Raw genomic sequence first — 25,097 nt, forward strand, 5'->3', positions numbered from 1 at the left:
CACGCTTTAACAGGAAATCAGGAATGATAACGCACATCCGTAATGCCCAGCCATGGCAAGCCGATTGCCGCCGCGTAGGCGGCTGCAGGAGCCAGGAGCAGCAAAATGGCGATCAACCCGTCCAACCAGGTCATTTGAGAAGGATAAAAAAAGGTTCTCGCCCCCTTCCCGTCAAACTGCTTCGCTTCCATCGCGACAGCAACCCGGTGGGCACGGCGGATGCTTTGGGAAAGCAGCGGTACCGCATACATCCGGATGTGCTCGGCCACTCCCCTCAATCCCTTTCCTTTCACCTCCGCGCCACGCACCAACAGCGCCTGCCTGCGGATCAAGAACTCCTCCCACACCATGGGCAGCAGCCGAATGGAAGCCATGAAGCTGTAGGCAAACCGCGGGGCAAGCCTGAAATTCTGCATCAGCGCATAGAAGAGCCTGACCGAAGGAGTCGTCGTCACGAACAGGAGGCCTTCGGCCGCAAAGGCAATGGAGCGGAAGCCCAAATGCATTCCCCTATAAAAGCTCTCCTCGGTAACTCGCATCCATCCCCATTGCCACCACAAAGTATCCCCTTTGCCGAACAAAATCATCGTCATCGACGAGGACACGAACAGCAGCGCGAAAGGCAGGACAAGCAGCAGCGTTCTTTGGGCAGGGAAGCCGCCCAGAAACAGCAAGAGCAGCGTGTAGACCGCGGCCTGGTTGATCGCAAAGTCAATGCTGCGCGTCTGCATGGTTACGACGAAAACAGCGATAAATACGGCGAGCTTGACGGCAGGATTGGCTCGCTGCAGTATCGTAGAGCGGGATGGGGTCAGCAGTCCGATCATGTTCCCACCCGTTGGTCCGCAGGCTTGATTTCGGATGGTTTCGCTTCCTGGAGCCTGCCATCCTGCACCTCCCAGACCCTTGTCGCAACATGACGCGCAATCCCGTCCTCATGCGTGACCATGAGGATGGCTGAGCCCTCGGCCTGCATCGTCATGCAGTAATCCAGGATGGCGAACGTATTTCTCGCATCCTGCCCGAAGGTCGGCTCATCCAGCAGCAGGACCGGCTGTCCGCCGACGACGGCGGAGGCCATGCTGAGCCTTCGTTTCTGGCCGGTGGATAGCTGGTACGGATGGCGCTCCTCCAAGCCCTTCAGATGGAAGAAGCTCAGAAAGCTCTGAACCTTTCTTTCGATCTCCCTATGATCCGCTTGAGCTTGAAGCTTTAACGTAAAACCGATCTCCTCCTCCACGGTCTCAGCCACGAACTGAAACTCCGGATTTTGAAATACATACCCGATCCGGTCCGATGGCGGCCGGTGCCGTTTGCGCTGCCTCCAGCCCGCCCCGGCGGTTTCAGGCATCTTCTCCCCGCACAGCGTATACCTGCCTTTTCTAAGCAACAGGCCCATCAAGCTCAGCAGAAGCGAGGTTTTTCCTGCCCCGTTCGGACCGGTCACCGCGATAAAGTCACCAGGGTAAATATCGGCGGCTTCCACGTGAATCACCGGCTGTCCCGAACGGTATCCGGTAAAACGGCGAAGCGAAACGAGTGCTTCGCAGCCGTTCTGCAGCGCCATCTCCCGCGCCTCGCCCTGCCTAAGCTCCGCCAGCTGGAAGTAGTCCCTCCATACCCCCGGATACCAAATCCCGTAGTCTTGAAGCTCACGGCGAAACATGCGGAAAATAAGCTCGGGATTTCCATTGCCGATGATGCTCCCGTCCGGCGCAAACAGGATGATCCGATCCATGCGGTCCACAATCTCTTCGATCCGGTGCTCTACAATGACCAAGGTGCGCCCTTCGGCCGCCCGCCAGACCGATTCCCACATTTGCGTTCTGCCTGCGGGGTCCAGCAGCGCCGAGGGCTCATCCAGGAAGATCGATTCCGGTTCCAGCAGCAGCACCGAAGCGAGCGCCAGCCGCTGTTTCATACCTTGGGACAGGCTGTCCACCGGAACATGGAGTCCGGCCAGCTGCAGACCGACCGCTCCTAAGGCTTGCTGCATCATAGGAATCATGTGCTCGCGGGCTATTCCGCGGTTCTCTAGTACAAAAGCAAGCTCCTCATCCACATACGGCATGCAAAACTGCGTATCCGGATCCTGAAACACAAAGCCTTTGGACTTCGGTACTACCAGCTTTTCGGCCTTCAGCGGTACTTCAATCACATGCGGGATCAGACCTCCCAGCACCTGCAGCAGCGTCGACTTGCCGCAGCCGCTCGGGCCTAGCAGAAGAACCTTCTCCCCCTGAAATACCGTGATGGACAAGTCCTTGAATATAAAATCGCGCTCCCCCGGAAATTTAAGCCGCAGATTCTGAGCCGATGCGACGACCTCCTTCATGACCCCTTGTCCCCCCGCCCCGTTGTCAATCATGGTCCAGGGCTTCGTAATCCTGCTTCGTTACCGGGCGCAGAAGCTGCGTAACCCCCGTGGCCTCGAGCGCCTTCGCCAAGGCGAACGCCAGGTATCCCGCAAGCACGGCCGAGCTGACGAGGCGCAGCGCATATTTAAGCAGCATCATCCAGAGCGTGTAATCCGCCACATAGCCGTAATAAACGTCCACCAGCAGGGAGCCAAGCCCTGCGGCCGCTCCCGCGAAGGCTGCCGTGACCATCGAGAAGCTTCGATAGCGAAGCAGCGCAAATACCAGCTCGGCGGCAAGGCCCTGCACGACGCTGTAGAGCACAAGCTGAATGCCCCACTCGCTTCCGAACATGATCTCCACATGGGCGGCCGCCACTTCCGCCAGCAGGGCAATGCCCGGTTTGCGGATCAGCAGCATGGCCAGCGTCGGAGCCAGGAACCAAATCCCGTAAACGAGCTCATCCGCCTGGAAAAACAGCGGTTTAAACAGGTCATATACGGAGCCCCAAAAATGGTACACAACACCGATCACAAGCGACAGCAAAATAGTTACAAGCAAATCGCTCAGCCGGAGCCCCTTTCTTTTTTCCGTTCCCATGGCATGGTTCATCATACTTACATCTTCCTCTCCTTTGGATTAAAAACAGGCAACAAAAAAACCGCCTGGACATGCAAAGAGAGACGGTCAAATAAGCCCGGAGGGGACTACGAATTCTCTACGCTGGCATTATCCAGTTCAGATGATCGGTCAGCAGCGGATGGCAGCTGCAATCTCAGCCTGATTCACTCAAGCTCCCGCATTCCATATGTAACAGATGAACCTTCCGTAAACGAAAAATGCAGAAGGGTCCTCCGTATCCTGGTTCCAAAATACACCAACACCTTGGACGTTGGCAATAGAAAATAATCAGCGGCCATGGACGCCCTGCCGAAAATGAGCCTTTTGGCCTGGAGGTTGTTGCTTAAAACGGGTTTCTATGTAATTATATTTCAGAGTGTTCAAATGTATGGATTACAAACCGGATTTCGCGATAACCAGGTTCCCTGCCTTTTTTCTGCAACCATCAGGCGGCCGCGTACGTTAACTTAATAGATTGTCTACAGCACCATCCGAAGGGAGAAAGAGCATGGCAAAGGAATTTTTGAGGCTGATGACGGAGCTCTCCTCGAGAAAGTGGCTTTCTGCATTGATGGGACGCTTCTCTCACAGCAGGCTCAGCAGGGGCATCATCCCCATTTTTATTAAAAGCTATGAAATCCCCGCTCATGAAGCGGAAAAAGAGATACATGAATACCGGACATTAAACGAGTTCTTCTCCCGCCGCCTGAAGCCGGGCATGCGACCTGTGGAAGAGGGGCGCGATGTGCTCACAAGCCCGGTGGATGCCAAAATTACCGCCATGGGCGAAATTAACGCAGGGACCATTCTGAACGTGAAGGGTCAGGATTACTCCGTGGCGGAGCTCCTGAATTTTTCACCTCACTTGGAGCTGTATAAGCACGGTTATATGTTCGTCCTGTACCTCAGCCCTACCGACTACCATCGCATTCATTCTCCCATTACGGGTGTACGTACGGAAAGCGAGCATATCAAGGGCCGCGCCTATCCGGTCAACGAATTCGGAATGACCCAGATGAAGTCGGTGTTATGCCGGAACGAGCGGCTCATCACGTATATTGCCGGAGAATACGGCGAGGTGGCCGTGGTCAAGGTCGGGGCCATGAACGTGAGCAGCATCCGCTATAACGACGATTCGGTGACGCGCTGGAATAACGGCGATGATCTTGCCTATTTCGAATTCGGCTCGACCGTTGTGCTGTTGACACAGGATGGAACGTTCACCCCACGCCCGGACCTGGCACCCGGAGACCAGGTGCGTATGGGACAGCTTCTCGGCACGCTACATGCCAAGGCAGCCCGTTAACACGGGTGAAACCATCTTCTAAGAGCGCCCCAGCACGGAGGCCATCAGCTTCTGAAATAACCGGGCCGGCAGCGCGGACTTTGCCCCGATCGTAAGCTTTGTACTGCGGGGAAGCGCATAACGGAAAGCCGGGCGTTTCATGCAGGCAATATCAGCCACCATTCCGGCGACCTCACTCGGGTCGCCTCCTTGTTGTGCGCTTTTGCGGGAGAAGGCAAGCACCTTGTTCAGCATCCCATGGTAAGGGGAGCCTTCGGAGGCGCTCATTTGCGTAAATCCTTTATCCCAGATCGGCGTTCCGTAGGCCCCCGGCTCGATCAGAACCACGTCGATGCCAAAGGGCTTAACCTCAAGCGCCAGGCATTCGCTGAAGCCTTCCACTGCAAATTTGGAAGAAGCGTAAGGGGCGTAGCCCGGAAACCCCACTCTTCCGCTGATGCTGCTCATCTGAATGATCCGGCCTTTTCCGTTCTCCCGCATCAGTGGCAGAACGGCTTGCGTAACCCGCACCATCCCGTGAAAATTGGTATTCATCTGCTCCAGCCAAATCTCTGCAGGCACTTCCTCGATAAAGCCGCCATACGCGGTTCCCGCATTGTTGACAAGAACATCCAGACGCCCGTAACGGCTGGCGATATCCTGCACGACCGCTTCGGCCCCGGCAGGAGACGTGACATCCAACTGAACGGGGCGGATGCTCTCCCCGGCACCTGCACGCATTCCGGCTTCCTTCAGCGGGCCGGCCGTTTCCATCCGCCGCACGCCTGCAATGACGATAAAGCCCCGGCTGGCCAGCTCCACGCATGTCAGCAACCCGAATCCGCTTGAGCTGCCCGTCACGAGCGCAACCGGCTTGTCCTGAACTGTTCTCAATGGCTCAATCCTCCTCACTAGACAGGTATGGCGCCGAACAGGAACGGTTTGGAATCCAGATAATGGCGGACCAGCGCTACGCTGTACGGCTTGCTCTCCCGGAGTTCCGCCGCTTCCCAAGGATGCGGTGCATGGTAGCTCTGATTCTCAATGAGCGCTTTGATGAAGAAGGTTTCCAGCATCCGCATCCGGTCCGGACCGGATGGCAGCGGTAACAGACTTTCATAACCGTCCAGGAACTGCTGCCGCTGCACCGGATACAGACCGATGAATGCCTGGGCCAGATCGTATGCATAATAGCCGAACCCGCAGCGCCCGAAATCGATAGGATAAGGCTTTCCGTCCCGGAAAACGAGATTCCCCTCATGAAAATCCGCGTGAATCATGCCGTAGGTGCCTGGATTCTTGTCCATTTCGGACATGTGGTCCACGATGCGGCCGGCTGCCTGTTCGTACAAGCGGAATTCATCCGCCGTCAAATAGCTGCGGTAATGCTTTTTCAGCCTGCCGACTTCCTGTTCGAACGCCTCCGCTTCCCACACCGGACGGCTGAAGCCCTCCGCGGGCTGAAAAGCTTGCGCGGCCCGATGCATCTGAGCAAGCAGAATGCCCATTTGACGAATCTGGCCTTCGCTCAGGCCGTCTTCGAAATGGCTGCCCTCGACCCAGTGAAGCACCGAGACGTAAAAGCGGCTTCCCCGGTCCGCCTCGACCTCGGTGACGCAGGAGCCGTCTTGGTTCGCAACGCCTGTCGGCACCACCATCTCCCATCTACCGGCCAAGTGATCAAGCCACAACATTTCCGAGTTGATTTCACCGGGATCAGCCGAGCCCGGGTGGATGCGGAGCAGATAGGATTTCCCCGTCTCATCTTCGATTCTATACGTCACATGCTCCGACACCTGTATAAAAGCAATTTCCTTTTCCTGCAATTCATATCGTTCAAGCGCACTCGTCAAAGCGGCCTCCGCCTGCACCAGCAGCAGCCGTCTGCTGTCCTCCGTATCCGCGCCGAAAGCTTCGTTCATTCGTGATTCCCCCTTATTCTCTTCTTACATGCGATACTTGCCGTAATGGTAGAATACCATATTTGGAGCCTCCATACGGCATGGGAATGACAGGCCGTATGATCGGCATTATTTTCTCCCGGGCCTTTCATGACTGTATACGACACGAAAAAAAGCAGCCCGGCGACATGCTCCCGTGCTGCTTTTTCGTATCCCATGCTTTAAAACCACAAATCAACCGCAGGCTCGTTCGCCTTATATCGGCGCATCCGTGTCCGAACCATGCTGCGCCCGCTCGTGGCATATTCGCGTCTGCGTATTCTGCGTCTGTACGTCATCCGCGCTGACCTCCCTTCGTTACATGCAACCGTTATCCTTCACCCTATTTACCCGGACTTAACATGGCCGAAACAAACGGAAGGATCAGCGGATTTCGGAAGGCTTTTTCCCCGTATACTGCTTAAACTGCCGGCTGAAGAAAAAGATATCGCGGTAGCCGAGCGCATCCGCCACTTCCGTGACGTTCATGCCCGCATGAATCAGCAGATGCTGCGCGCGCTCAATTCTTGTCCGGATAATATAAGACTGTACAGGGGTTCCGATCAGCTCCTTGAACTTGATGGAAAAGTACCGCGGAGACAAGCCAGCACGGGCGGCAAGATCCTCCACACGATGCGGCTTGCCGGGATGCTGCTGTACATAGTTCGCGATTTCATGGATGACCTCGGTCAGCTGATTGCTGGCCTTCTTCTCCTCCGGCTGCTCGCGGTCATGCCGCAGGAGATGGATCATCAGCTGCTTGAGAATCAGCTGGCCTTCCTCTTCCGCTGCGAACGTGTTGACGAGGAACAGTCTCACGTACCTGGCAAGCATGTATTCGAAATCAACCGTTTCCTTCAAGCGGCGGTACGGCAGCGGAATTTCGTTCACCGGCTCGGAGATCTTGAAATGACTATAACTGAGCACAAGCGGCTTCTGAGGGTTATGAGTCGCGCTCGTATGATCCCCCGGTCTGAACAAAAAACAGCTGCCTTTGCCGACCTCGAAGGCTTCGTCATTGCGGATCACCGTTCCTTCGCCGCTCCATACATAGAATAAATCATAGTTTTCCAGCGCTTTCTCGCGCTTCTGCCATTTCCACCCGGGCTCGCATACAATCTTCGCAAGCGAAGGCAGTATTTGAAAAGAAGATGGCGACGCATGCAGCATGTCGTCACTCCCCCTTACTTATATACTTAAATCAACAACCATATCATACTCTTTCACGAGAAATTTTGCACATCCTGCCAAGCGGCGGCCAGCCTGCGAACCCCTTCCTTCATCCGCTCCTCCTCTAGATGCGCGAATCCGAAACAGGCGGCCGGCGGCCCCTCATCCAGCCGGTACACCTGAGCATCGCGGAAGCTGACGCCTTGCCTGCGTGCCGACTGGCAGAATGCCCGGTATTCGTCCGGGGATTTAAGCCAGGTGCCGTAGACATGCAGCCCGGCGTCTCCCGGCATCAATTCGAAAAGATCGCCGGCCATTTCCTTCATAAGCGCCAGAAAATGCCGGTGCCTCGTTCCATAAATGCGGGTTAACCTTCGCAAATGCCGCATGTATCCTCCCTTGGCCATGAATCTGGCAAGCGCCTGCTGCTCCAGGATGTTCGGAGACATCGGGTCGTACAGCGCTTTGGCGCGCACTGCCGCTTCTACCAGCCCCTCCGGCAGCACCGCGTAACCCAGCCTGAGCCCGCTGAACATGGTTTGGGAAAAAGAACCGATATAGATGACGCGCTCCTCAGTGTCCAATGCCTTCAGAGGCTCGATGGGCTTGCCCCCAAACCGGAACTCGCTGTCGTAATCATCCTCGATGATGACAGCATCATGCCTTTGCGCCCAATCCAGCAGCTGGCGCCTGCGCTGCAGGCTGAGCACGGCTCCGGTGGGGTACTGGCGGCTTGGAGTGACGAAGAGGATGCCTGAATCCCAATCCATCGGCTGGACGCCTTGACGGTCAACCGCAGCCGGGATCGCCGTCCCCCCGCAAGCCCGAATGGCTTTGTGGATGCCGTGAAAGCCCGGATTCTCCACCACGGCCGTCTCCCCCTCGTTCATCAAGAGCTGAAACAGCAGGACGATGGCCTGCATGGAACCGCTGAATAGAACGATATGATCGGGATAGGCCATAATACCGCGCGTCACACGCAAATGGGAGGCGATGGCCTCGCGCAGCTGCCTGTCCCCCTCCGGCGGCGCTTTATGCTGCAGGCGGCTTCCCTTGCGGCCTCCGGCATAGGACAGCGCACTCCGCCACTCCTCATACGGAAAGTGAGCCATGTCGAGCGGCTGAAGGATGAAGCTGATTCCCTCCTTCTCCTTCTCCTTCGGCTGCTTCTCCTGAGCCTGCGGCAGCTGCAGAATCCGCTCGCCCCAGCCCGACAGCTTAACGGGCGTGCTTTGAGATGTACCCGCGGATGGGGGCGAATAACCGGCGGATGTCACGAAGGTGCCTCTGCCCGTTTCGGTATGGACATATCCCTCCGCGAGCAGCATGTCATAGCTTTGCGCGACCGCTCCCCGGGACAATCCGTACTGATCTGCCAGGGCTCGGGTCGAAGGCAGCTTCATGCCCCCCGGCAACCGGCCGTCCTGAATCGCTTCCCTGAGAGCATGGTACATCGCCAGATATTTATAACGGTATTTCATAAGGTAAGCATGCATATGCAGCGTAAGCTCCATGAGTTTGCCCTTCCCGCTGCCGGTTTACCGATCAGCATTGCCCAAAGCTCGTTTTTGATCGCAAATTGGACTATAAATTTTAATCTAAATTGGATCTTTTTCCTTGTCAATCCCTCCGTTATGCTGTCAACAACATACAAACAAACAGGGGGTAATTAACATGCGCAGAGATGAATTCAGCATCAGCGAAGAGCAAGAGATTCATGATTTTTTATCGGGGATGAGCTTCGGCTTTCTCGGGACCGTCGGAGAGGACGGACGCCCGCGCGTCACACCGCTCAATTACGTGTACGATCAAGGGAACTTTTATTTTCACGGCAGCCGGATCGGCGAAAAAATGGAGCATTTAAAGGCGAATCCCCACGTCAGTTTTAGCGTGGCCGACGAGTATGCCGTCATTCCTTCTTATTTTACCGATCCAAACCTCGCCTGCCCTGCCACGGCCTATTTCAAAAGCGTGACGGCAAGCGGACGCGCCGAAGTTGTGCACAATCTGGACGAGAAGGCTGCAGTCTTCTCCCTGCTCATGAAAAAGCTGCAGCCGGAAGGCGGATATGATCCGATTGATGCATCCGATCCGGCTTATACGTCGCGCCTTCGCAACGTGGCCGTGGTGAAGATCGTCACCGATCATCTGAGCGCCAAATTCAAATTCGGGCAGAACCTGACGGAAGACAAGCGCGAGGATGTCTTGTGCGGGCTCGCCTCGCGGGGAGCGGCTAGAGACGCGGAGACCGCGGAGCTCGTCCGCAGCAGCGTGCCGAAGACCAGGAAAAAGAAAAAGGCAGAAGCAGCCTCTGAACAGGATGATGGCTACTGAGAGGAGCAGCATGTGTTGGCAAGCCCGATTCCTTGAAAAATATACCGCCGTTTGAGACGGCCGAAGGCCCCATTTTCCGTGACGGTTCCGCCCGCAGGTGATATAATGTTAGGCAGTTAAAACGGAAAACCTTACATTGGGATTTTTCAAAATTCCTGACATTACAACCGATTCGGAAGGATGGAAGACATGTTAAACTCACTTGCTGAACAATTGAACGAGGGCGTAAAATCCGGCAACCCGCATGTGTACGACATGCTGTCCACGCTGGGCAAAGAGATCTATTTTCCTAAGGAAGGCATCTTGAGCCAATCCGCGGAAGCATCCGGACATGCCAAGAAATACAATGCAACGATCGGCATCGCCACCGAAGGCGGCATCCCGATGCATCTGGATGTCATCCAAAGCAAGCTCTCCGCTTTCCAGCCGAAGGATTTGTACCCTTATGCTCCGCCTGCCGGCAAACCGGAACTCCGGACGGCCTGGCTCGCCAAAATGAAAGAGGAGAATCCTTCGCTTCAAGGCAAATCGCTTAGCAGTCCGATCGTGACCAATGCGCTGACGCACGGACTCAGCGTGGTTGCCGACCTGTTCGTCAACGAGGGGGACGCCGTCATCTACCCCGACAAAAACTGGGAGAACTACGAGCTCACCTTCGGCATCCGCCGTCATGCAGAGATCGTAAACTATCCGCTCTTCACGGAGGAGATGACGTTCAACAGCCAGGGTTTGCGCGAAGCGCTGCTCGCCCAGAAGGATAAAGGCAAAGCAGTTGTCATCCTAAACTTCCCGAATAACCCCACGGGCTACACGCCGGGACTGAAGGAAGGCAACGAGATCGTCGCTGCCGTCAAGGAAGCGGCCGAAGCCGGCATTAATGTCGTGGTCGTAACGGATGACGCCTATTTCGGCCTGTTCTTTGAAGATTCCCTGAAGGAATCCCTGTTCGGCAAGCTGGCGGATCTCCATCCACGCGTACTCGCGGTTAAAGTCGACGGCGCGACCAAAGAGGAATTCGTCTGGGGCTTCCGCGTCGGTTTCATTACCTATGCTTCCGAAAGCAAGGAAGTCATCCATGCGCTGGAGCAAAAGACGCTCGGCATCATCCGGGCCACCATTTCAAGCGGTGCCCACCCTTCCCAGACCTTTGTGCTCGAAGCGCTCAAATCGCCTGAATTCCATGCGCAAAAGGAAGAGAAATTCCAGATCATGAAGGGCCGTGCCAACAAGGTTAAAGACTTGCTGGACAGCGGCAAGTACAAGGATGTGTGGGAATACTATCCGTTCAACTCGGGATACTTCATGTGCCTTAAGCTCAAGGATGTTTCCGCTGAAGAGCTGCGTACGCATATCCTATATGAATACGGCGTCGGAACTATCGCGCTCGGAGAGCATGATTTGCGCGTTGCCTTTTCGTGCATCGAGGAAGAATACCTCGAGGAGCTCTTCGATCTCGTGTATCAGGGCATTCAGGACCTGAAGAGCAAGTAAACGGCGCGAATTGATTTTTTTGAAGAAGAACGGGTGATTGCCCAAGCACAGTGTACCCCTGAGACATAAGATACGATGTAACTAAAACAATCCATGGCAAAGGGGAATGAACAATGAGCGAAGAAGTAAGAGGCGGATACGGATACGGTTGCGGAGCAGGATTATTTGGTAACACAGGTGCCATCCTGGTTCTCTTCATCCTCCTGGTTATCATCACTCGTTCTTTCTGGATCTAATCCATCTTCTTGAATCAAAAAATCAGCCGAAACCAAAAAGCAGAAGGCGGGAGCAATCCCTGCCTTCTGCTTTTTTATGCGTACTTATAATGCTCCGGGGCATCCGGTTATTCGTCATCATCGTCAACCGTCTTGTTCCGTCCTGCGAAATACCGGAACAACAGGCTGAGAATCACGCCTCCGGCCAGCGCCATGAAAATCGCTCCCATCCGGTTCACGCCGCCCCCAAGCAGCGGAAGCCACACCAGCACCGCAAACAGCAGCTGGATTTGAAACGCGAGCTCCACCGCATTCTTGCGGCGGCTGCCGGGAGGAATGGGATACACATGCAGCCAGAAGGATTCACTGTGGTAGCGAAGCAGCGACGAAAGCTGCACACCCGCCAGAAATACAAAAAACAAATAAATGCCGATTCCCAGCATGCCGCTCCGCGTCCACCAGACCAGCAGCGCAGCCAAGATCCCTGCCCGGAGCACGATCCCCAGAATATCGCTGCGCACAAAGCTTTTCATCAGGAGATACCGGTAGGCAGCCTCAGGCTTCCACGGTATGCGGTTGCCAGCCCAGGACAGCCATTTCCTCGCGTAAATGCGCTGCTGTCTGCCCGGTACGTTCACGAACCAGCCGAGTACCATCAGCACGCGGCCGCTATGCGTTTTCTCTTGGGCAATCAATCTCTCCCATGCCACGAGATGCTTGGCAGGCAGGCGAAGCGCCACGAAGTAAGTGGCGGCAATCAGGATGATAAATATCAGGCTTCTCCCTGCCGGCTGCCACAGCCACGCGGCCACCGCCAGCGCAAGCACGGCATAGCGGAGAAACCGATACGACATGGCTACCCTGCGCGATACCATCCGCAGCTCTTTCCAGCATCCGTAGCTCGCAATCAGCTTCAAAGCGACAAGTACGAGCAGGAAAGGCCAGAAGGACTGCGGATGCTCATCGCTGCGAACATACAGCGGCCATGAAATGAGGAAGACGAGAGCCATCCCAAGCAGCTTATAAACGACTCCGCTCCTCCAGCTTCCGCTGAAATAAGAGCTCATCCGGGATTCCTGCGGCAGCAGAAACACGGTATCAGCAGGCTGCAAATACGTTCGGAAGCTGCTGTTGACCGTCAGCGGCACAAACAAAACGAGCATAATCCAGCGGATCGGGAGTCCTTCGGGGATATGCTGTACCAAGGACGTATACCATGCCGAGAAGGCGATTAGCAGGAACAACAGCAGCACGGCCACTCCGCTCTGTATGACATAGCCCAGATAAGGCAGCACTTCTTTTCCCCAGAAGCGGCTGCGCCGCTCAGCCCTTAATTGTCTCAGGTCCATCGTTAATCCCTGCCTTGCACGAGGGTATAGAACATGTCTTCCAGTCCTGCCCCGGTCGTTCCGGCCTGCGCTGCGATGTCTGCCAGCGTTCCTTGGGCAATCACGCTTCCCTGATGCAGCACGATAAACCGGTCGCAGTAATTTTCAATCGTCGAAAGGATATGTGAACTGAGCAGAATCGAAGTTCCGCCTTCCTTCAGCTCAACCATGAAATCCAGCAGCGAGCGGATGCCCAGCGGATCAAGGCCGAGAAAAGGCTCATCAATAATGTACAGCGAAGGCCGGGCCACGAAAGCGCACATAATCATGACTTTTTGGCGCATCCCTTTGGACAGATGCGTCGAGAGACTGTCCATTTTGTCCCGCATACGGAATATGCCAGCCAGCCTGTTCGCACGTTCCTCATAATCGCCGCGGTCTACGCCGTACGCTCTTGCCGTAAACTCCAGATGCTCGCGGACGGTCATTTCCTCATACAACAGCGGAGACTCCGGGACAAACGCCAGCGAGCCGTGATAGATTTCCGAGTCCTCTTCCCGTTTTTTGCCCTGTACCCGAATCTCACCCTTCTGGGGGTTCATCAGACCGAGAATGTGCTTCATGGTCGTACTTTTACCGGCGCCGTTCAAGCCGATGAGGCCGACCATCTCGCCCGGCTTCACCTGAAAGGAAATATCGTGCAGCACCGGCCGATTCAAGCTGTAGCCGCCGCTTAACCCCTGGATGTCCAGAATCGTATTGCCGCTCATTGCATCACCTCCATGATATGCCAACTGTCCATTCGGGATGGACGCTTCTTATTTTTTATCCTTCAACCATTTAGGAGCGCCTTTGTTTTTCCGTTCCCGCTCCCGTTCGCTGCGGCTTTGACGCTCGGACGGCTTCCCGCCGCGGAAAGGCTCGGCTTTGCTTTTGGCAGGGCCTGCCTTACGGCTGTCTTTTTTATCCGAATTATTCTTCAGCGAGCCCTCGCGGCCCGCACCTTCAGCCGAAATCGACGCCCGGGTTCCTTTTTTAGGGTCCGCAGGCTTAAGACGCGGAGATGCATTTCGAACACCGGCGGCCTCTCTTGGATCCAACACCTTGCCGCCGTACAATTTGCGCTCCGTCAGCGAGATGCCAAGCTCCTTGGCGAACTTATTCATGATGAAAATCTGCCGGTTCGTGACCAGTGAAACGACCAATCCGCTGCGCCCCATACGTCCCGTACGTCCGGCACGGTGCACATAATGCTCGGAATCCGGCGCGGGATCATAATTGATGACCATCTCAAGTCCTTCAATATCCAATCCGCGCGCGGCAACGCCGCTGGCCACAAGCACTTTGAACTTGCCGGCACGGAAACCGTTCAGTACCCGGCTTCTGGCCAGCTTATCCGCATCTGCGTATAAGGCTTCCGCAGACAAGCCCATAAAGTTGAGCTTGGACTGCACCTCTCCGATGGTCTCGGTCTGATTGACGAACACCATCACTTTCTTCGGGTTGTAATGACGGATGACCCGGCGCAGGTTCTCCACCTTGTCCCGTTCTTCTCCCGCGAAGTAAATATGTTCAAGTCCCTTGGCCGTTGATTGATCCGGATCGATGCCGATTTCCACCGGATTATGCATTTCCCGTTTGACCAGTGCTGCCGTCTGCTCGCTTACGGTTGCCGACAAGAAGACCAGCTGCCGGTCCCGGAGGGCGCTGCGGAGAATCCGGTCTACGTCGCCTGCACCGCCGAGCTGGAAAACCTGGTCCACCTCATCGACGACAATCGTGCCCACGTTATGCATCTTAAGCTTGCGGACCTCGATCAGCTCGCGAACTCTTCCCGGCGTACCCACGATCAGCTGCGGATGCAGCTTCAGCTTCTCCACCTGTCTCTTGAGCGCCGCTCCGCCGATCAGGCCAAGCACCTGAATGCCGCGAAGCTGCCCGTATTTCTCGCCTTCTCTCACGATTTGCATGGCGAGCTCCTGCGTTGGTGCGATAACCAGCTTCTGCGCCGATTTCAGCTCGGGATCAATGCTCTGCAGAAGCGGGAGAAGGTAGGCAAGGGTTTTGCCTGTTCCGGTCTGCGAACGTGCAAGCACATCCGCCCCTTTCATAATGGCGGGAATCGCCTCGGCTTGTACCGGGGTTGGCTCCGTAATACCGTATTCCGACAGGCCATCGACCAATGAATCTTCAATGCCCAATGCTGTAAATGAAGTTAAGCTCATCAATTTCCATCCTTTAAACCTGATTTTTTGAACGTGCATGATCGTCATTACTACTTATTATATGATAAAAGCGCCGCGGTACCAAAAGTTAATTCGAAAGCGCAGTCCGAGGAGTCGTTCTTCACAAGAAAAAAACCGGCTCATTCGGAGCCGGCCTGTCACTTTTTATTCATCATCCGGTAGGTAAGCTTATCTGATAGACGCGGAAACAGCTGGTACAATCGCATAGCGGCCGCGGCCTTAAGCGGAAGGTTCAGCTCTTCCCTGCCCGTCTTCATGAGCTTTACGATTTTGCGTGCCACATGTTCGGGCTTCATCATCAGCCACTCCACGCTGCTTACATACCCGCCTGATGGATCCGCGATATCAAAAAAAGGCGTATCGATCGGACCCGGATTGACGGTCGATACGGTAATACCCGTCTCACGCAGTTCTTGGCGCAGCGCATTGCTAAAACCAAGCACCGCATGCTTGGTCGCTGTGTAAGCCGTCGATTTGGCCGTCCCGATTTTGCCTGCCATGGAGGCAATGTTTACGATATGCCCGCTTCGGCGTTCCAGCATATGGGGCAGCACCGCCTTCGTACAGCGCACGATCCCCATATAATTCACGTCCATCATCCGCTGAAACTCCTCCGGGGGCATGTCCAAGGCGCTTTCGAATTTGCCGTACCCCGCGTTGTTCACCAGGATATCGATTCTGCCATGCTCCTGGATGATCTCCTCCATCGCCTGCTTGACTTGATCCGTATTCGTCACGTCCAGCGTTTGGATCGCGTGCTTTCCGGCGATATCGCTTGCAGCCTCTTCCAGCTTGTCGCGCGAGCGTGCAGCCAGAATGGGTACCGCGCCTTCGCTGCTCAGCATTTGGGCCGTCAGCCGGCCGATCCCGCTTGAGGCTCCCGTAATGACGACGATTTTATTCTCCAACATGATTTCATATCCTCCCAAGAACTTGGATAACCTTATTTTATGAAATCATGACCTGAATATCCAGTTCTCCGATACCGTCCATAAGAAGAGGGATACTGAGCGCCTTTTGCGGAAGAAACGAAGTGACCTGCTCGCTTTTCACGACTTTGGGCGGCGTAATGTCGACGCTCACTCCCTGATTGGACAGAATCGTGCTCGCGTTTCCGCTGATCATGTTGCCAAGCTCGGAAATGGCGCTTTGCCCCATCTCGTCCATTTCGGTCAGCACATAGCCTCCCATCATCGCAGACACCATCCGCAGCGCAACATGCTCATGAATGCCGAACATAATATTTCCGCTCAATTGCCCGGTCATCCCGATATGTATCCATATATGGTCCTGAATTAATTCCACCGTCTTGATTCCAAGGCTTCCCGTCGAGGGAGAAACTTGAATGACCTGCTCAATGACAAGCCGCGCGGACTCCAGAAAAGGATTGATAACCTCTGCTTTCATGTTCTGTTAAACACCCCTTCCATTGTAGATTCCAGGACACGCTCCTAAAGTCCCATTTCTCTTTGAAATAATTATACGGTAAACCCCTGAATAAATCACCAAAATTCACACTTGATTTTATAACCAGGGTACAAATACCCTTATTACCGATCCCTATTTCCTATTTGTGAAAAGAATCAATAAAATCCTGATACTTATATCGGTCCTTTAGATACAAATTTGAATACCATAGCGAATTTTGTAGACAACATTTTTTAAAAAAATAGGTCTGCTTCCTTCTCCTGCCGAAGCTCTCTCTTCCATTGTAACGGCTTTCCGAATCCCATATAATTAAAGGATATACATATGGTCGAAATTCAGCTGTAGGGTACAAATAAGGTCTAAGGAGGAACTGCATGAACATCAGTCAACTGGAGACACTGATTACCATCTCGAAGACGATGAGTTTCCGCAAAGCCGGGGAACTGCTTAATTTGACCCAGCCTGCCGTATCTGCCCAAATCAAGAGCCTCGAGGATGAATTCAAAACCGTCCTGGTCGACAGGAACCAGCCGGTGACGCTGACCGACCGCGGTGAAGTCTTTCTCGAGCATGCCGAACGAATTCTGGCCGTCGTCGAAGAGCTTAAACAGCGTTTGTCCGATCTCGAGCATATTCCGCAGGGACACATCGCGCTTGGCACGACGACCTCGATCGCGATTCAAATCCTGCCAAGGGTGCTTTCTTATTTTCAGAACCAGTTTCCGCTTATCAAAACCTCGATCCAGTCCATGGCCTCCTCGCAAATCTATACGAGCGTCGAAAACGGGCAAATCGACGTTGGCATCGGTTACTTGATCGAGCGCAATCCGAATCTCATGACGTCGGTGCTCTATTACGACACCTTTGAGCTCATCGTTTCGCCCCGCCATCCTTTGGCCAAGAAAACGACCGTGTCCATCGATGTCCTCAAAGATACGCCGCTCATTCTGCTCTCTCCGGATACAGTCGGCAGGCGTTTTACCGATGACATATTCAAAAAGCATGGCATCGAGCCCAATGTGGTCATGGAGCTGTCCAGCAGCGAAGAGATCAAGCGGATGGTCGAGATCGATCTGGGCGCGGCTATTATGTCCAAACAATCGGTCGCAAGCGAGCTGCGCCACGGTACACTGAAGATCATTCAGCTGGGGGAGCTGGAGGTCAGTCATCCCGTTGGAGTGATCTATAAGTCAGGCAAGTACCTCAACTCAGCCATGCAGCAATTTTTGAGCGATGTAAGGGGCATGCCCGAAACCCAGTTCATCAGCTCCGAATAAACATCCGGAATCTATCATGGAAGGGAGTTTTTTACGTGAAATTTGATCTTCATACCCATCATTTCCGCTGCGGTCATGCAGACGGCAATATCCGCGACTATGTTGAGGCCGGCATTGCAGCCGGTCTTTCGGCCATCGGTATCTCGGACCATACGCCGTACTTTGGCGAACAGGAAGAGCAGAAGTTTCCCGGCATTGCGATGGGCAAATCCGAGCTAGTTCACTACGTCGATGAAGTGCTGCAGTTGAAAAAGGAATACGCAGGGAAGATCGATGTGCTCCTGGGCATTGAATCGGATTACTTTCCCGATCATGCCGAGGTCTACCGCCGAATTTTATCGGGATATCCTTTCGATTACGTGATCGGCTCTGTGCATTTTGTCGGCGGGGTCAGCATTTTTAACAAAAACCGCTGGAAGGGACTCGGGGAAAAAGAGCATGCAGCAACGAAGGCGGATTATCACAAGCTCATCCAGGATTCGGCTCGCAGCGGCATGTTCCAGATTCTCGGCCACATTGACGCCATGAAGGGCAATTATCCGGCGTTCTCCGATATTCCTGCCACAGAGGTTCTGGACGAAACGCTGCAGGTCATTGCAGAGTGCAATGTTGCGATCGAGATCAACACTTCGGGTAAAACGAAGCTGAGCGGCGGCTGGTATCCATCCGATGCGATACTTGAGCGGGCATGCCACTTTGGCGTGGATGTCACGTTCGGCTCCGACGCCCATAAGCCGTCCCGCGTGGCGGATGAGCTGGATCAGGTCGCGAGCCGGCTGAAGGAGATCGGTTTTACTGAGTGGGTGTATTACAAAAATAAGCAGCAGATCCGCGTACCTTTGTAATGAGCGTATAAAGGCAAAAAAAAATGGACCCGTCACGTGCGGGTCCTCAAACATCATTTATATTTTCAAAAAGGGGGTCATGCAATAAGTGTACCCGCTCTCTGTTAGAGACGCATAACAGTAATATTTCAATTGTGTTACAAAGCTTACCTCTTTCATTACAAGCTCTTCGAAGCCTCTTTCTGGACTTGTCCATTCTGCCCCCTCGAACGACCGGAACGATTCACGATAACGATACCCGTAACGACCAGCGCGAGCGACAAACCGATCCACGCCGAAACTCTCTCATCCAGCAGGACCGACGACAACAGAACCCCGAATACCGGAATCAGAAACAGATAAAGCGACACCTTGCCGACGGCGTTATATTTCATGACCGTATTCCAAAGGGCAAACCCTGCCGCTGACAAGACCGACAGATAAGCGAGCAGCAGCCAGCCCTTGGCGTCAAAATGGAACGGGGCCAGCCCGCTCCGCACGGCCCCTACCAACAGCAGTCCGAGACCGCCCGCCAGCATCTGCTTACCGGTCAGCGCGATGACGGATTCCTGGGCGCTTTCCCTGCGGAAAAGCACGTTCCCGAACCCGCCGAACGCAGCCGAGGCCAACAAAAGGATCGCTCCAATGCCAAAATGAAACTGGACCCCCTGCTGCGCAAATCCCATGACCAGGATGCCCAGAAAACCAAGCAGCAGTCCGCACCACTTGGTAAGGCTTAATCCCTCGTTCTTGTCCATCAGCCTGGCCGACAGAATCTGAAACAATGAGGTGGAGCCTACCAGAATGGAGCCTTCAATTCCCGAGCTGAAGCTCAGTCCCGCATACAGCACGAGATACTGCATAAACGTTTGGATGAAGCCCAAACGCACCAGCCGGGGCATGGAGAGCGGCTTTCTTCCGCTGCTTCGCGTCTGCCCCATCATCAAGGCAAGCACGATCAGAATGAGCCCTGCGAGGGCAAAACGGTATCCTGCGAATACCCATTCTCCAAATACGTTCTGTGAATCGATGTCAAAATGCTCATAGCTGATCTTAATGACCGGCAAGGCGCTTCCCCAGAGCAATGTCGCCCCTGCGGAACTGATCAGTATGCCTGCCGGATGTCTAAACCACGTTTCTGCCTTCACCTTGCTGTCCGAATCTCCCTTCGATTAATCCTTTGCATCATCCCAAGCACCTCTATATCGGGCCTGATATTGTTGATCCGTAAGACTGTAAATTTTCATTTCCAGCGGCGCCGCAAAAAACATGCGCCTTTGGGACATGGTCCGCTCGAGAACCATGCCATTCCTCTGCATCACGCGTTCCGATGCTGTATTCACCGCGTGGCATCTGCCCTCAATGCGACGGAGATGCAGGTCATTGAATACATAGCGAAGCAATAGGCCCAGTGCCTCCGTAGCCAGCCCCTGATGCCAGAAACTGCGATCGAGCATGTAGCCGATCATGGCATCGCGGCGTTCCTCCCGCAGGTTCTGCAAGGATACCACCCCAGCCAACTTGTCCTCTCCGGGAAGCCGGATACCGTAATGCACCGAGCCCGACAGCCCCCCGTTCAGCAGCTCGGCCGCAACACGGCGCGATCTTGCAAAGCTGAACAAAGAGCCCTGCGTGACGTATTTCATCACAAGCGGATCGGAGAGGATCGACAGCACGTCCGGAGCATCCTTCTTCCCGATTTGCTCAAGCGATAAGCGTTCTCCCGTCAGCCTTGGCGCGAATCGGCACGGTTCCGCGAACATCTCCATTCCTCCTTTGATTCCGTTATTCACCGGTAGCTCATCGGCTCTCCCGGATTCAGGGTTCGCCTGTACGCAGCGTAAGCACGGTAAGCTCCGGTTTGCATAAAAAGCGTATAGGCAGATGCGTTTCGCCGATGCCTCGATTGACGTACAGCGGCATGGAACGATCTCCGATCGCGTACCTTCCCATAATATAACGTCTAGATCCAGGCGGCGTCAGCAGCGCGCCAACCCAAGGCAGCCTTACCTGCCCGCCATGGCTGTGACCGGATATCTGCAGATCGAACGGATATAAGGCGGCCGTGTCCGCATAATCCGGCTCATGCATCATCAGCAGGGTGAACAGGCCTTTCGGCACACCGTTTAGACCCTGAACAGGATCCGGGCTGCCCATCAGTTGGTCTTCCAGCCCGACGACGGCCAAATGGGCTCCCTGATGGTTGATCAGGACATTCTCGTTACGGAGGACTCGAAAGCCTGCCGTGACCAGCATATCAGCGACACGGTCCGGATGGACCAAGTAATCGTGATTGCCGAGAATGGCATACTTGCCAAGTCCTGCATCCATGGAAGCCAGGAGCGGTATATAGTCAGCGAGGGCGTCCGTTCCTGAATCTACGGCGTCGCCGGTAAAGCAGATCATATCGGGCGCCTCGGCCTGAACCGCGTCTTTCAACCGTGCCATGTCACGGACGCGGGAATGATAACCTACATGAAGGTCACTGAAATGCGCAATCCGCACACCGTCAAACGCCTCCGGCAGCCTGGGACAGCGAAGGGTCAGACGGGTTACGTCAAGCTGGCGCGGCTCCCAAAGCCAGGCATAACCGCTGGTCAGCATGCCGGCACCCAAAAAAGCCGCTCCGCAGCGCTTTAAAAACGCCCTTCGCGTCATCGTGCCAGACTTCGGACTGTTTTTCATTTCATGAAAACTCCCTGTATAATAGGAATAAGAATAGATGAACGGAAAAACGTTCGATCATAACCGAAAAAGGGATGAAGCTGTTATGTATAACGATACCATGGCGAACCTGATTCAGAAACAAAAACATTTTTACAAAAGCGGCACGACGCGTTCTTATGAGTATCGGCTGAAGCAGCTGAAGAAGCTGAGAAATGTGCTCATCGCATACGAGAAGAAGGTTATCGAAGCACTTAAAAGGGACTTGAATAAAAGCGAATTCGAGGCTTACTCCACGGAAATCGGGATTGTTTACGAGGAACTGTCCTTCACGATCAAACATTTGAAAAGATGGATGACGCCCAAAAAGGTCAAAACGGCGCTGACGCATATCGGCAGCAAAGGGCGAATCGTTCCTGAACCTTACGGTGTCACGCTCATTATCGCGCCTTGGAATTACCCTTTTCAGTTGGCGGTATCCCCCCTGATCGGAGCCCTGGCCGCGGGCAATACGGTCGTCATGAAGCCGTCGGAGCTGACTCCCTCCATGTCCTCGCTGCTCGCGGAAATGATGCGCAGCGCCTTCGATGAGGAGTACGTGGCTGTTATCGAAGGCGGTGTGGACGTAAGCCAGGCGCTGCTCGCACAGCCGGTCGACTATATCTTTTTCACGGGCAGCGTCCAGGTCGGCAAAATCGTCATGCAGGCTGCCGCCAAACAGCTAACCCCGCTGACGCTGGAGCTCGGAGGAAAAAGCCCCTGCATAGTCCATGCGGACGCCCCGCTCAAGCTGACCGCCCAGCGGATCGTTTTCGGCAAATTCACTAATGCCGGGCAGACCTGCATCGCTCCCGATTATCTTCTGGTGCACCGGAGCGTGAAGCAGGAGCTGATTGTCTGCATACAGGAAGCCATCAGGGAGTTCTACGGCCCGGATCCGGTTTCCAATCCTGCATACGCTCATATCGTTTCCGACAAGCACTTCAAACGCCTTGCTTCCTTCCTCCAAGACGGCAACGTTCTATGCGGCGGCAACAGCGATCCGGAAAGTCTGGCCATCGCCCCCACCCTGCTGGATCAAGTAACTTGGGATATGCACGTGATGCAGGAAGAAATCTTCGGTCCGATCCTGCCGATCATAGCATACGACGGTATTCAGGAGGCCATGGACATGATCAATGATCGTCCGAAGCCGCTTGCCCTTTATCTGTTCACGCGGGAGTCCGAGATCGAGGAAATGGTTGTCGGCAACGTCTCTTACGGCGGGGGATGCATCAACGATACGCTCATGCATATCGCCACTCCACATCTTCCATTTGGCGGTGTCGGGGAAAGCGGGATGGGTGCCTACCACGGACAAGGCAGCTTCGATACCTTCACTCACTTCAAGAGCGTCCTGAAGCAGACCAATAGGTTTGATTTCAAATTCCGCTATCCGTCTTCCAAAAACGGCTTGAAATATATTCGGAAGCTCATGAAGCCTTAAGTGCGGATGCTCCCTAAATCTCTTCCTCTTGCGGATGATCATCCGGCCCAGGGCTGAAGATTTTACGAAATACGCTCAGCATGGACAGGGCGTAAGCCACCGTGATGAAGCTGAAGCAGATTTCCATGACGACCGCCAGCCTGGAGGTGCTGTCCACGGGGGCAATGTCTCCGTATCCGACCGTCACAAACGTGGCTACGCTGAAGTACAAGAAGGATACGAGCTGATTCAGCAGATCGTTGCCGATATTTTGCCCATCAAAGGTATGATGTCCGAACAGCTTATAAATGGACGTGTAAATAATAGTAAAGAAGAAAACGCAGGTCATGGCCGCCGTGCTGATCCGAATCAGCAGCGCCTTCATGTAGACCTTCTTTTTATTCATTACCGATTCGGCGATCCGGCTAAAAATATACAGTACGTAAAAAGTGACGGATACCAGGCAGAACAAGAGAATCAGCGCCTGCATGCCCCCGTTCCCCGGCACGATCTTCATCAGATCAATGAGTCCGAACAAATCTTCCAAGGACACCAGCACATAAATGATGATGGGCGCGAGCAGCACGGCTTTGCTCGTCCATTTCTTCTCCAAGCTGTAAAAGAAGTAGATTAGCGCAGCCAATCCTGCGACATTAACCATCCACATCCACCAAGACATGACTAAGCACGCTCCCGCCAGATTACAAGCATCGCCTGCCCTAAGAGCTGGCGATGCTTGTAATCTATGATATTACCCCAAATCATGATGGTCTTAATTTTGATTACCCTGGCGCAGCCCTATATACGCATCTTTACATAAGTAAAACATGTTCATTTTTTCAGTTTAAACGACTTAACCTGCAGCCTGTTCAATTCAAGACAGGCCTTCTTTCTTACGGCCCTGTAAGGTGGATGTAAGCCAAACCGATAGGAGATCAAAGCGACCTGCCTTATACTTGGATTCACAGTATTGGAGGTATTGGTTATGTCGCTTTTTATTGGTGTGTTCATGCTCGGAATGCCGGTTGCTGCCATCCTGTCGGCCATTCTCTACCTGCCGTTCTTTTTTGCTCTGCGTAAAAGACATCGGCCTGTATTGAGGCATGTCACCGTATATGTATTGATCGTGTGCTGCAGCTTAATCAGCTTGGCCACAATTTTCCTTGGGGGTATCACATTCAGGCCTGGATACTATTATTTAAACCTGAAGCCGTTCGTCTGGGTAACCCATACGTACGAGATGGGCTATAAGAGAATGATCGGCCAGCTGGTGTTGAATGTTCTGATGTTCGTTCCGTTGTCAGTGCTGCTGATGATGGTGTTTAAATCCTTGCGCTCATTGTGGAGAGCCGCACTCTGCTTGTTGTCACTTACGCTTCTGATCGAATGTATTCAGTACTTCACGGGAAGGTCTGCCGACGTGGATGATGTCATCATGAACGGGGCCGGAGGAATGATCGGATATGCCCTTTTTGCAGGGTTGAACTATCTATTCAGGAGCAGTTCAGGCTGGAAACGGATGACCGGCGCAGCAGACACGCCTGATTTGAGGGGCGGCGTCCACATATAAGGACATATTCACTCTGCAGCGGTTTCTGCACATGTCTGCGCGATTGAGAAAGAGCCTCCTGCTCTGCAGTTTATGCTGCAGAGCAGGAGGCTCTTGTCGTACGGGCCGGGCGTTACACGCTAAGCCATTTTTTGAACAGATGCTTGGTCGTCTGCTTGTTGATTTCCGCGATGGAAGTCGTCAGCGGAATTCCTTTCGGGCAGGAGCGGACACAGTTTTGCGAGTTGCCGCAGCCCTCGATGCCGCCATCGTCCATAAGAGCGTCCAGACGCTCGTCGGCGTTCATCTCTCCCGTTGGGTGAGCATTGAACAAACGAACCTGGGAAATCGCTGCCGGACCGATAAAGTCGGTTCTGTCATTCACGTTCGGACAAGCCTCGAGGCATACGCCGCAGGTCATGCACTTGGACAGCTCATATGCCCACTGGCGCTTCTTCTCAGGCATCCGTGGTCCAGGACCGAGGTCGTACGTGCCATCGATCGGAACCCATGCTTTAACACGTTTGAGAGCGTTAAACATCCGGCTGCGGTCGATGATAAGGTCACGGACCACAGGGAATGTTCTCATCGGCTGTACGCGGATCGGCTGTTCCAATTTATCGATCAGCGCGGCGCAGGCCTGGCGAGGCTTGCCGTTGATGACCATGGAGCAGGCACCGCATACCTCCTCGAGACAGTTGGATTCCCAGCATACCGGCGCTACGGTTTCGCCTTTGGTATTGCGTGGATTACGCTGAATTTCCATCAGCGCGCTGATTACGTTCATTCCCGGGCGATAAGGAAGCTCGAACTCCTCGACATACGCTGCAGCGTCCGGGCTGTCCTGACGGGTAATGATAAACTTCACTGTTTTGGTAGATGCAGTTTGTTCCGCCATGTCAA

At 54.1% G+C, this 25,097-nt stretch carries 25 protein-coding genes and 1 riboswitch; of the genes, 8 read left to right on the forward strand and 17 right to left on the reverse strand.

Features of this window, described 5'->3' with window-relative positions; all coding sequences use genetic code 11:
• Positions 1-17 precede the first annotated feature (17 nt).
• The 3 genes from ACTHPM_RS22205 to ACTHPM_RS22215 are packed head-to-tail and all read right to left on the reverse strand — an operon-like array spanning position 18 to position 2,957.
• Positions 18-827 (reverse strand): energy-coupling factor transporter transmembrane component T family protein, encoded by an 810-nt coding sequence (locus ACTHPM_RS22205; protein WP_440397641.1) that lies wholly within the window; start codon positions 825-827, stop codon positions 18-20.
• A complete protein-coding gene (locus ACTHPM_RS22210; RefSeq protein WP_440397642.1) occupies positions 824-2,335 on the reverse strand; it encodes an ABC transporter ATP-binding protein in 1,512 nt (503 codons plus the stop codon). Before ACTHPM_RS22210 ends, ACTHPM_RS22205 begins: the two co-directional genes overlap by 4 nt.
• Positions 2,336-2,360: 25 nt before the next feature.
• Positions 2,361-2,957: an ECF transporter S component gene (locus tag ACTHPM_RS22215; RefSeq protein ID WP_440397643.1), complete on the reverse strand. Its 597-nt coding sequence runs from the start codon at positions 2,955-2,957 to the stop codon at positions 2,361-2,363.
• Positions 2,958-3,055: 98 nt separating this feature from the next.
• Positions 3,056-3,168, reverse strand: a riboswitch (TPP riboswitch).
• 318 nt (positions 3,169-3,486) lie between these two features.
• Between ACTHPM_RS22215 and asd the strand changes: the two genes are divergently transcribed.
• Complete coding sequence (gene asd, locus ACTHPM_RS22220) at positions 3,487-4,284, forward strand: archaetidylserine decarboxylase (RefSeq protein WP_440397644.1); 798 nt, start codon at positions 3,487-3,489, stop codon at positions 4,282-4,284.
• A gap of 18 nt (positions 4,285-4,302) precedes the next feature.
• Here the strand turns inward: asd and ACTHPM_RS22225 are convergent, their stop codons facing one another.
• The 4 genes from ACTHPM_RS22225 to pdxR form a co-directional block, all read right to left on the reverse strand.
• Positions 4,303-5,157, reverse strand: a complete 855-nt coding sequence (locus tag ACTHPM_RS22225; protein WP_440397645.1) for an SDR family oxidoreductase — start codon at positions 5,155-5,157, stop codon at positions 4,303-4,305.
• A 17-nt stretch (positions 5,158-5,174) separates the two neighbouring features.
• Complete coding sequence (locus ACTHPM_RS22230; RefSeq protein ID WP_440397646.1) at positions 5,175-6,185, reverse strand: phosphotransferase enzyme family protein; 1,011 nt, start codon at positions 6,183-6,185, stop codon at positions 5,175-5,177.
• A 402-nt stretch (positions 6,186-6,587) separates the two neighbouring features.
• Positions 6,588-7,373: a helix-turn-helix domain-containing protein gene (locus tag ACTHPM_RS22235; RefSeq protein WP_440397647.1), complete on the reverse strand. Its 786-nt coding sequence runs from the start codon at positions 7,371-7,373 to the stop codon at positions 6,588-6,590.
• A 53-nt stretch (positions 7,374-7,426) separates the two neighbouring features.
• Positions 7,427-8,887, reverse strand: coding sequence for a MocR-like pyridoxine biosynthesis transcription factor PdxR (gene pdxR / locus ACTHPM_RS22240; protein WP_440397648.1), 1,461 nt, complete (start codon positions 8,885-8,887; stop codon positions 7,427-7,429).
• A 160-nt stretch (positions 8,888-9,047) separates the two neighbouring features.
• On the opposite strand from pdxR, the gene ACTHPM_RS22245 reads away from it, so the two are divergent.
• From ACTHPM_RS22245 to ACTHPM_RS22255, 3 genes are all read left to right on the forward strand, one after another.
• Complete coding sequence (locus ACTHPM_RS22245; RefSeq protein WP_440397649.1) at positions 9,048-9,707, forward strand: pyridoxamine 5'-phosphate oxidase family protein; 660 nt, start codon at positions 9,048-9,050, stop codon at positions 9,705-9,707.
• Between the two features lie 189 nt (positions 9,708-9,896).
• Positions 9,897-11,198, forward strand: coding sequence for an aminotransferase class I/II-fold pyridoxal phosphate-dependent enzyme (locus tag ACTHPM_RS22250; RefSeq protein ID WP_440397650.1), 1,302 nt, complete (start codon positions 9,897-9,899; stop codon positions 11,196-11,198).
• 113 nt (positions 11,199-11,311) lie between these two features.
• Complete coding sequence (locus ACTHPM_RS22255; protein WP_440397651.1) at positions 11,312-11,434, forward strand: YjcZ family sporulation protein; 123 nt, start codon at positions 11,312-11,314, stop codon at positions 11,432-11,434.
• Between the two features lie 107 nt (positions 11,435-11,541).
• Here the strand turns inward: ACTHPM_RS22255 and ACTHPM_RS22260 are convergent, their stop codons facing one another.
• From ACTHPM_RS22260 to ACTHPM_RS22280, 5 genes are all read right to left on the reverse strand, one after another.
• Positions 11,542-12,762 (reverse strand): ABC transporter permease, encoded by a 1,221-nt coding sequence (locus ACTHPM_RS22260; RefSeq protein WP_440397652.1) that lies wholly within the window; start codon positions 12,760-12,762, stop codon positions 11,542-11,544.
• Positions 12,763-12,764: 2 nt separating this feature from the next.
• A complete protein-coding gene (locus tag ACTHPM_RS22265) occupies positions 12,765-13,511 on the reverse strand; it encodes an ABC transporter ATP-binding protein (RefSeq protein ID WP_440397653.1) in 747 nt (248 codons plus the stop codon).
• 48 nt (positions 13,512-13,559) lie between these two features.
• Positions 13,560-14,966, reverse strand: a complete 1,407-nt coding sequence (locus tag ACTHPM_RS22270) for a DEAD/DEAH box helicase (protein WP_440397654.1) — start codon at positions 14,964-14,966, stop codon at positions 13,560-13,562.
• Positions 14,967-15,124: 158 nt separating this feature from the next.
• On the reverse strand, positions 15,125-15,898 hold the full coding sequence (locus tag ACTHPM_RS22275; protein ID WP_440397655.1) for an SDR family NAD(P)-dependent oxidoreductase: 774 nt from the start codon (positions 15,896-15,898) through the stop codon (positions 15,125-15,127).
• Positions 15,899-15,935: 37 nt separating this feature from the next.
• A complete protein-coding gene (locus ACTHPM_RS22280) occupies positions 15,936-16,394 on the reverse strand; it encodes a chemotaxis protein CheX (protein ID WP_136608419.1) in 459 nt (152 codons plus the stop codon).
• Between the two features lie 395 nt (positions 16,395-16,789).
• Between ACTHPM_RS22280 and ACTHPM_RS22285 the strand changes: the two genes are divergently transcribed.
• The gene (locus ACTHPM_RS22285; protein ID WP_440397656.1) at positions 16,790-17,692 is read left to right on the forward strand and encodes a LysR family transcriptional regulator; all 903 of its coding nucleotides are present in this window, start codon (positions 16,790-16,792) and stop codon (positions 17,690-17,692) included.
• A gap of 35 nt (positions 17,693-17,727) precedes the next feature.
• Entirely contained in the window at positions 17,728-18,537 is an 810-nt protein-coding gene (locus tag ACTHPM_RS22290; protein WP_440397657.1) for a histidinol-phosphatase, read from the forward strand.
• A 158-nt stretch (positions 18,538-18,695) separates the two neighbouring features.
• Here ACTHPM_RS22290 and ACTHPM_RS22295 read toward each other — a convergent pair whose 3' ends face one another.
• The 3 genes from ACTHPM_RS22295 to ACTHPM_RS22305 are packed head-to-tail and all read right to left on the reverse strand — an operon-like array spanning position 18,696 to position 21,174.
• On the reverse strand, positions 18,696-19,664 hold the full coding sequence (locus tag ACTHPM_RS22295) for a DMT family transporter (RefSeq protein WP_440397658.1): 969 nt from the start codon (positions 19,662-19,664) through the stop codon (positions 18,696-18,698).
• A 24-nt stretch (positions 19,665-19,688) separates the two neighbouring features.
• On the reverse strand, positions 19,689-20,279 hold the full coding sequence (locus ACTHPM_RS22300) for a GNAT family N-acetyltransferase (protein ID WP_440397659.1): 591 nt from the start codon (positions 20,277-20,279) through the stop codon (positions 19,689-19,691).
• 55 nt (positions 20,280-20,334) lie between these two features.
• Complete coding sequence (locus tag ACTHPM_RS22305; RefSeq protein ID WP_440421683.1) at positions 20,335-21,174, reverse strand: metallophosphoesterase; 840 nt, start codon at positions 21,172-21,174, stop codon at positions 20,335-20,337.
• 112 nt (positions 21,175-21,286) lie between these two features.
• On the opposite strand from ACTHPM_RS22305, the gene ACTHPM_RS22310 reads away from it, so the two are divergent.
• Positions 21,287-22,666, forward strand: a complete 1,380-nt coding sequence (locus ACTHPM_RS22310) for an aldehyde dehydrogenase (RefSeq protein ID WP_440397805.1) — start codon at positions 21,287-21,289, stop codon at positions 22,664-22,666.
• 13 nt (positions 22,667-22,679) lie between these two features.
• On the opposite strand, the gene ACTHPM_RS22315 is transcribed toward ACTHPM_RS22310, so the two are convergent.
• On the reverse strand, positions 22,680-23,324 hold the full coding sequence (locus tag ACTHPM_RS22315) for an ion channel (RefSeq protein WP_440397661.1): 645 nt from the start codon (positions 23,322-23,324) through the stop codon (positions 22,680-22,682).
• 306 nt (positions 23,325-23,630) lie between these two features.
• Between ACTHPM_RS22315 and ACTHPM_RS22320 the strand changes: the two genes are divergently transcribed.
• Entirely contained in the window at positions 23,631-24,215 is a 585-nt protein-coding gene (locus ACTHPM_RS22320) for a VanZ family protein (RefSeq protein WP_440397662.1), read from the forward strand.
• A gap of 112 nt (positions 24,216-24,327) precedes the next feature.
• On the opposite strand, the gene sdhB is transcribed toward ACTHPM_RS22320, so the two are convergent.
• Complete coding sequence (sdhB, locus tag ACTHPM_RS22325; RefSeq protein ID WP_440397663.1) at positions 24,328-25,092, reverse strand: succinate dehydrogenase iron-sulfur subunit; 765 nt, start codon at positions 25,090-25,092, stop codon at positions 24,328-24,330.
• Positions 25,093-25,097 lie beyond the last annotated feature (5 nt).

The organism is Paenibacillus sp. SAFN-054 (assembly GCF_051966755.1).
Classification (GTDB): Bacteria; Bacillota; Bacilli; order Paenibacillales; family Paenibacillaceae; genus Paenibacillus_AQ.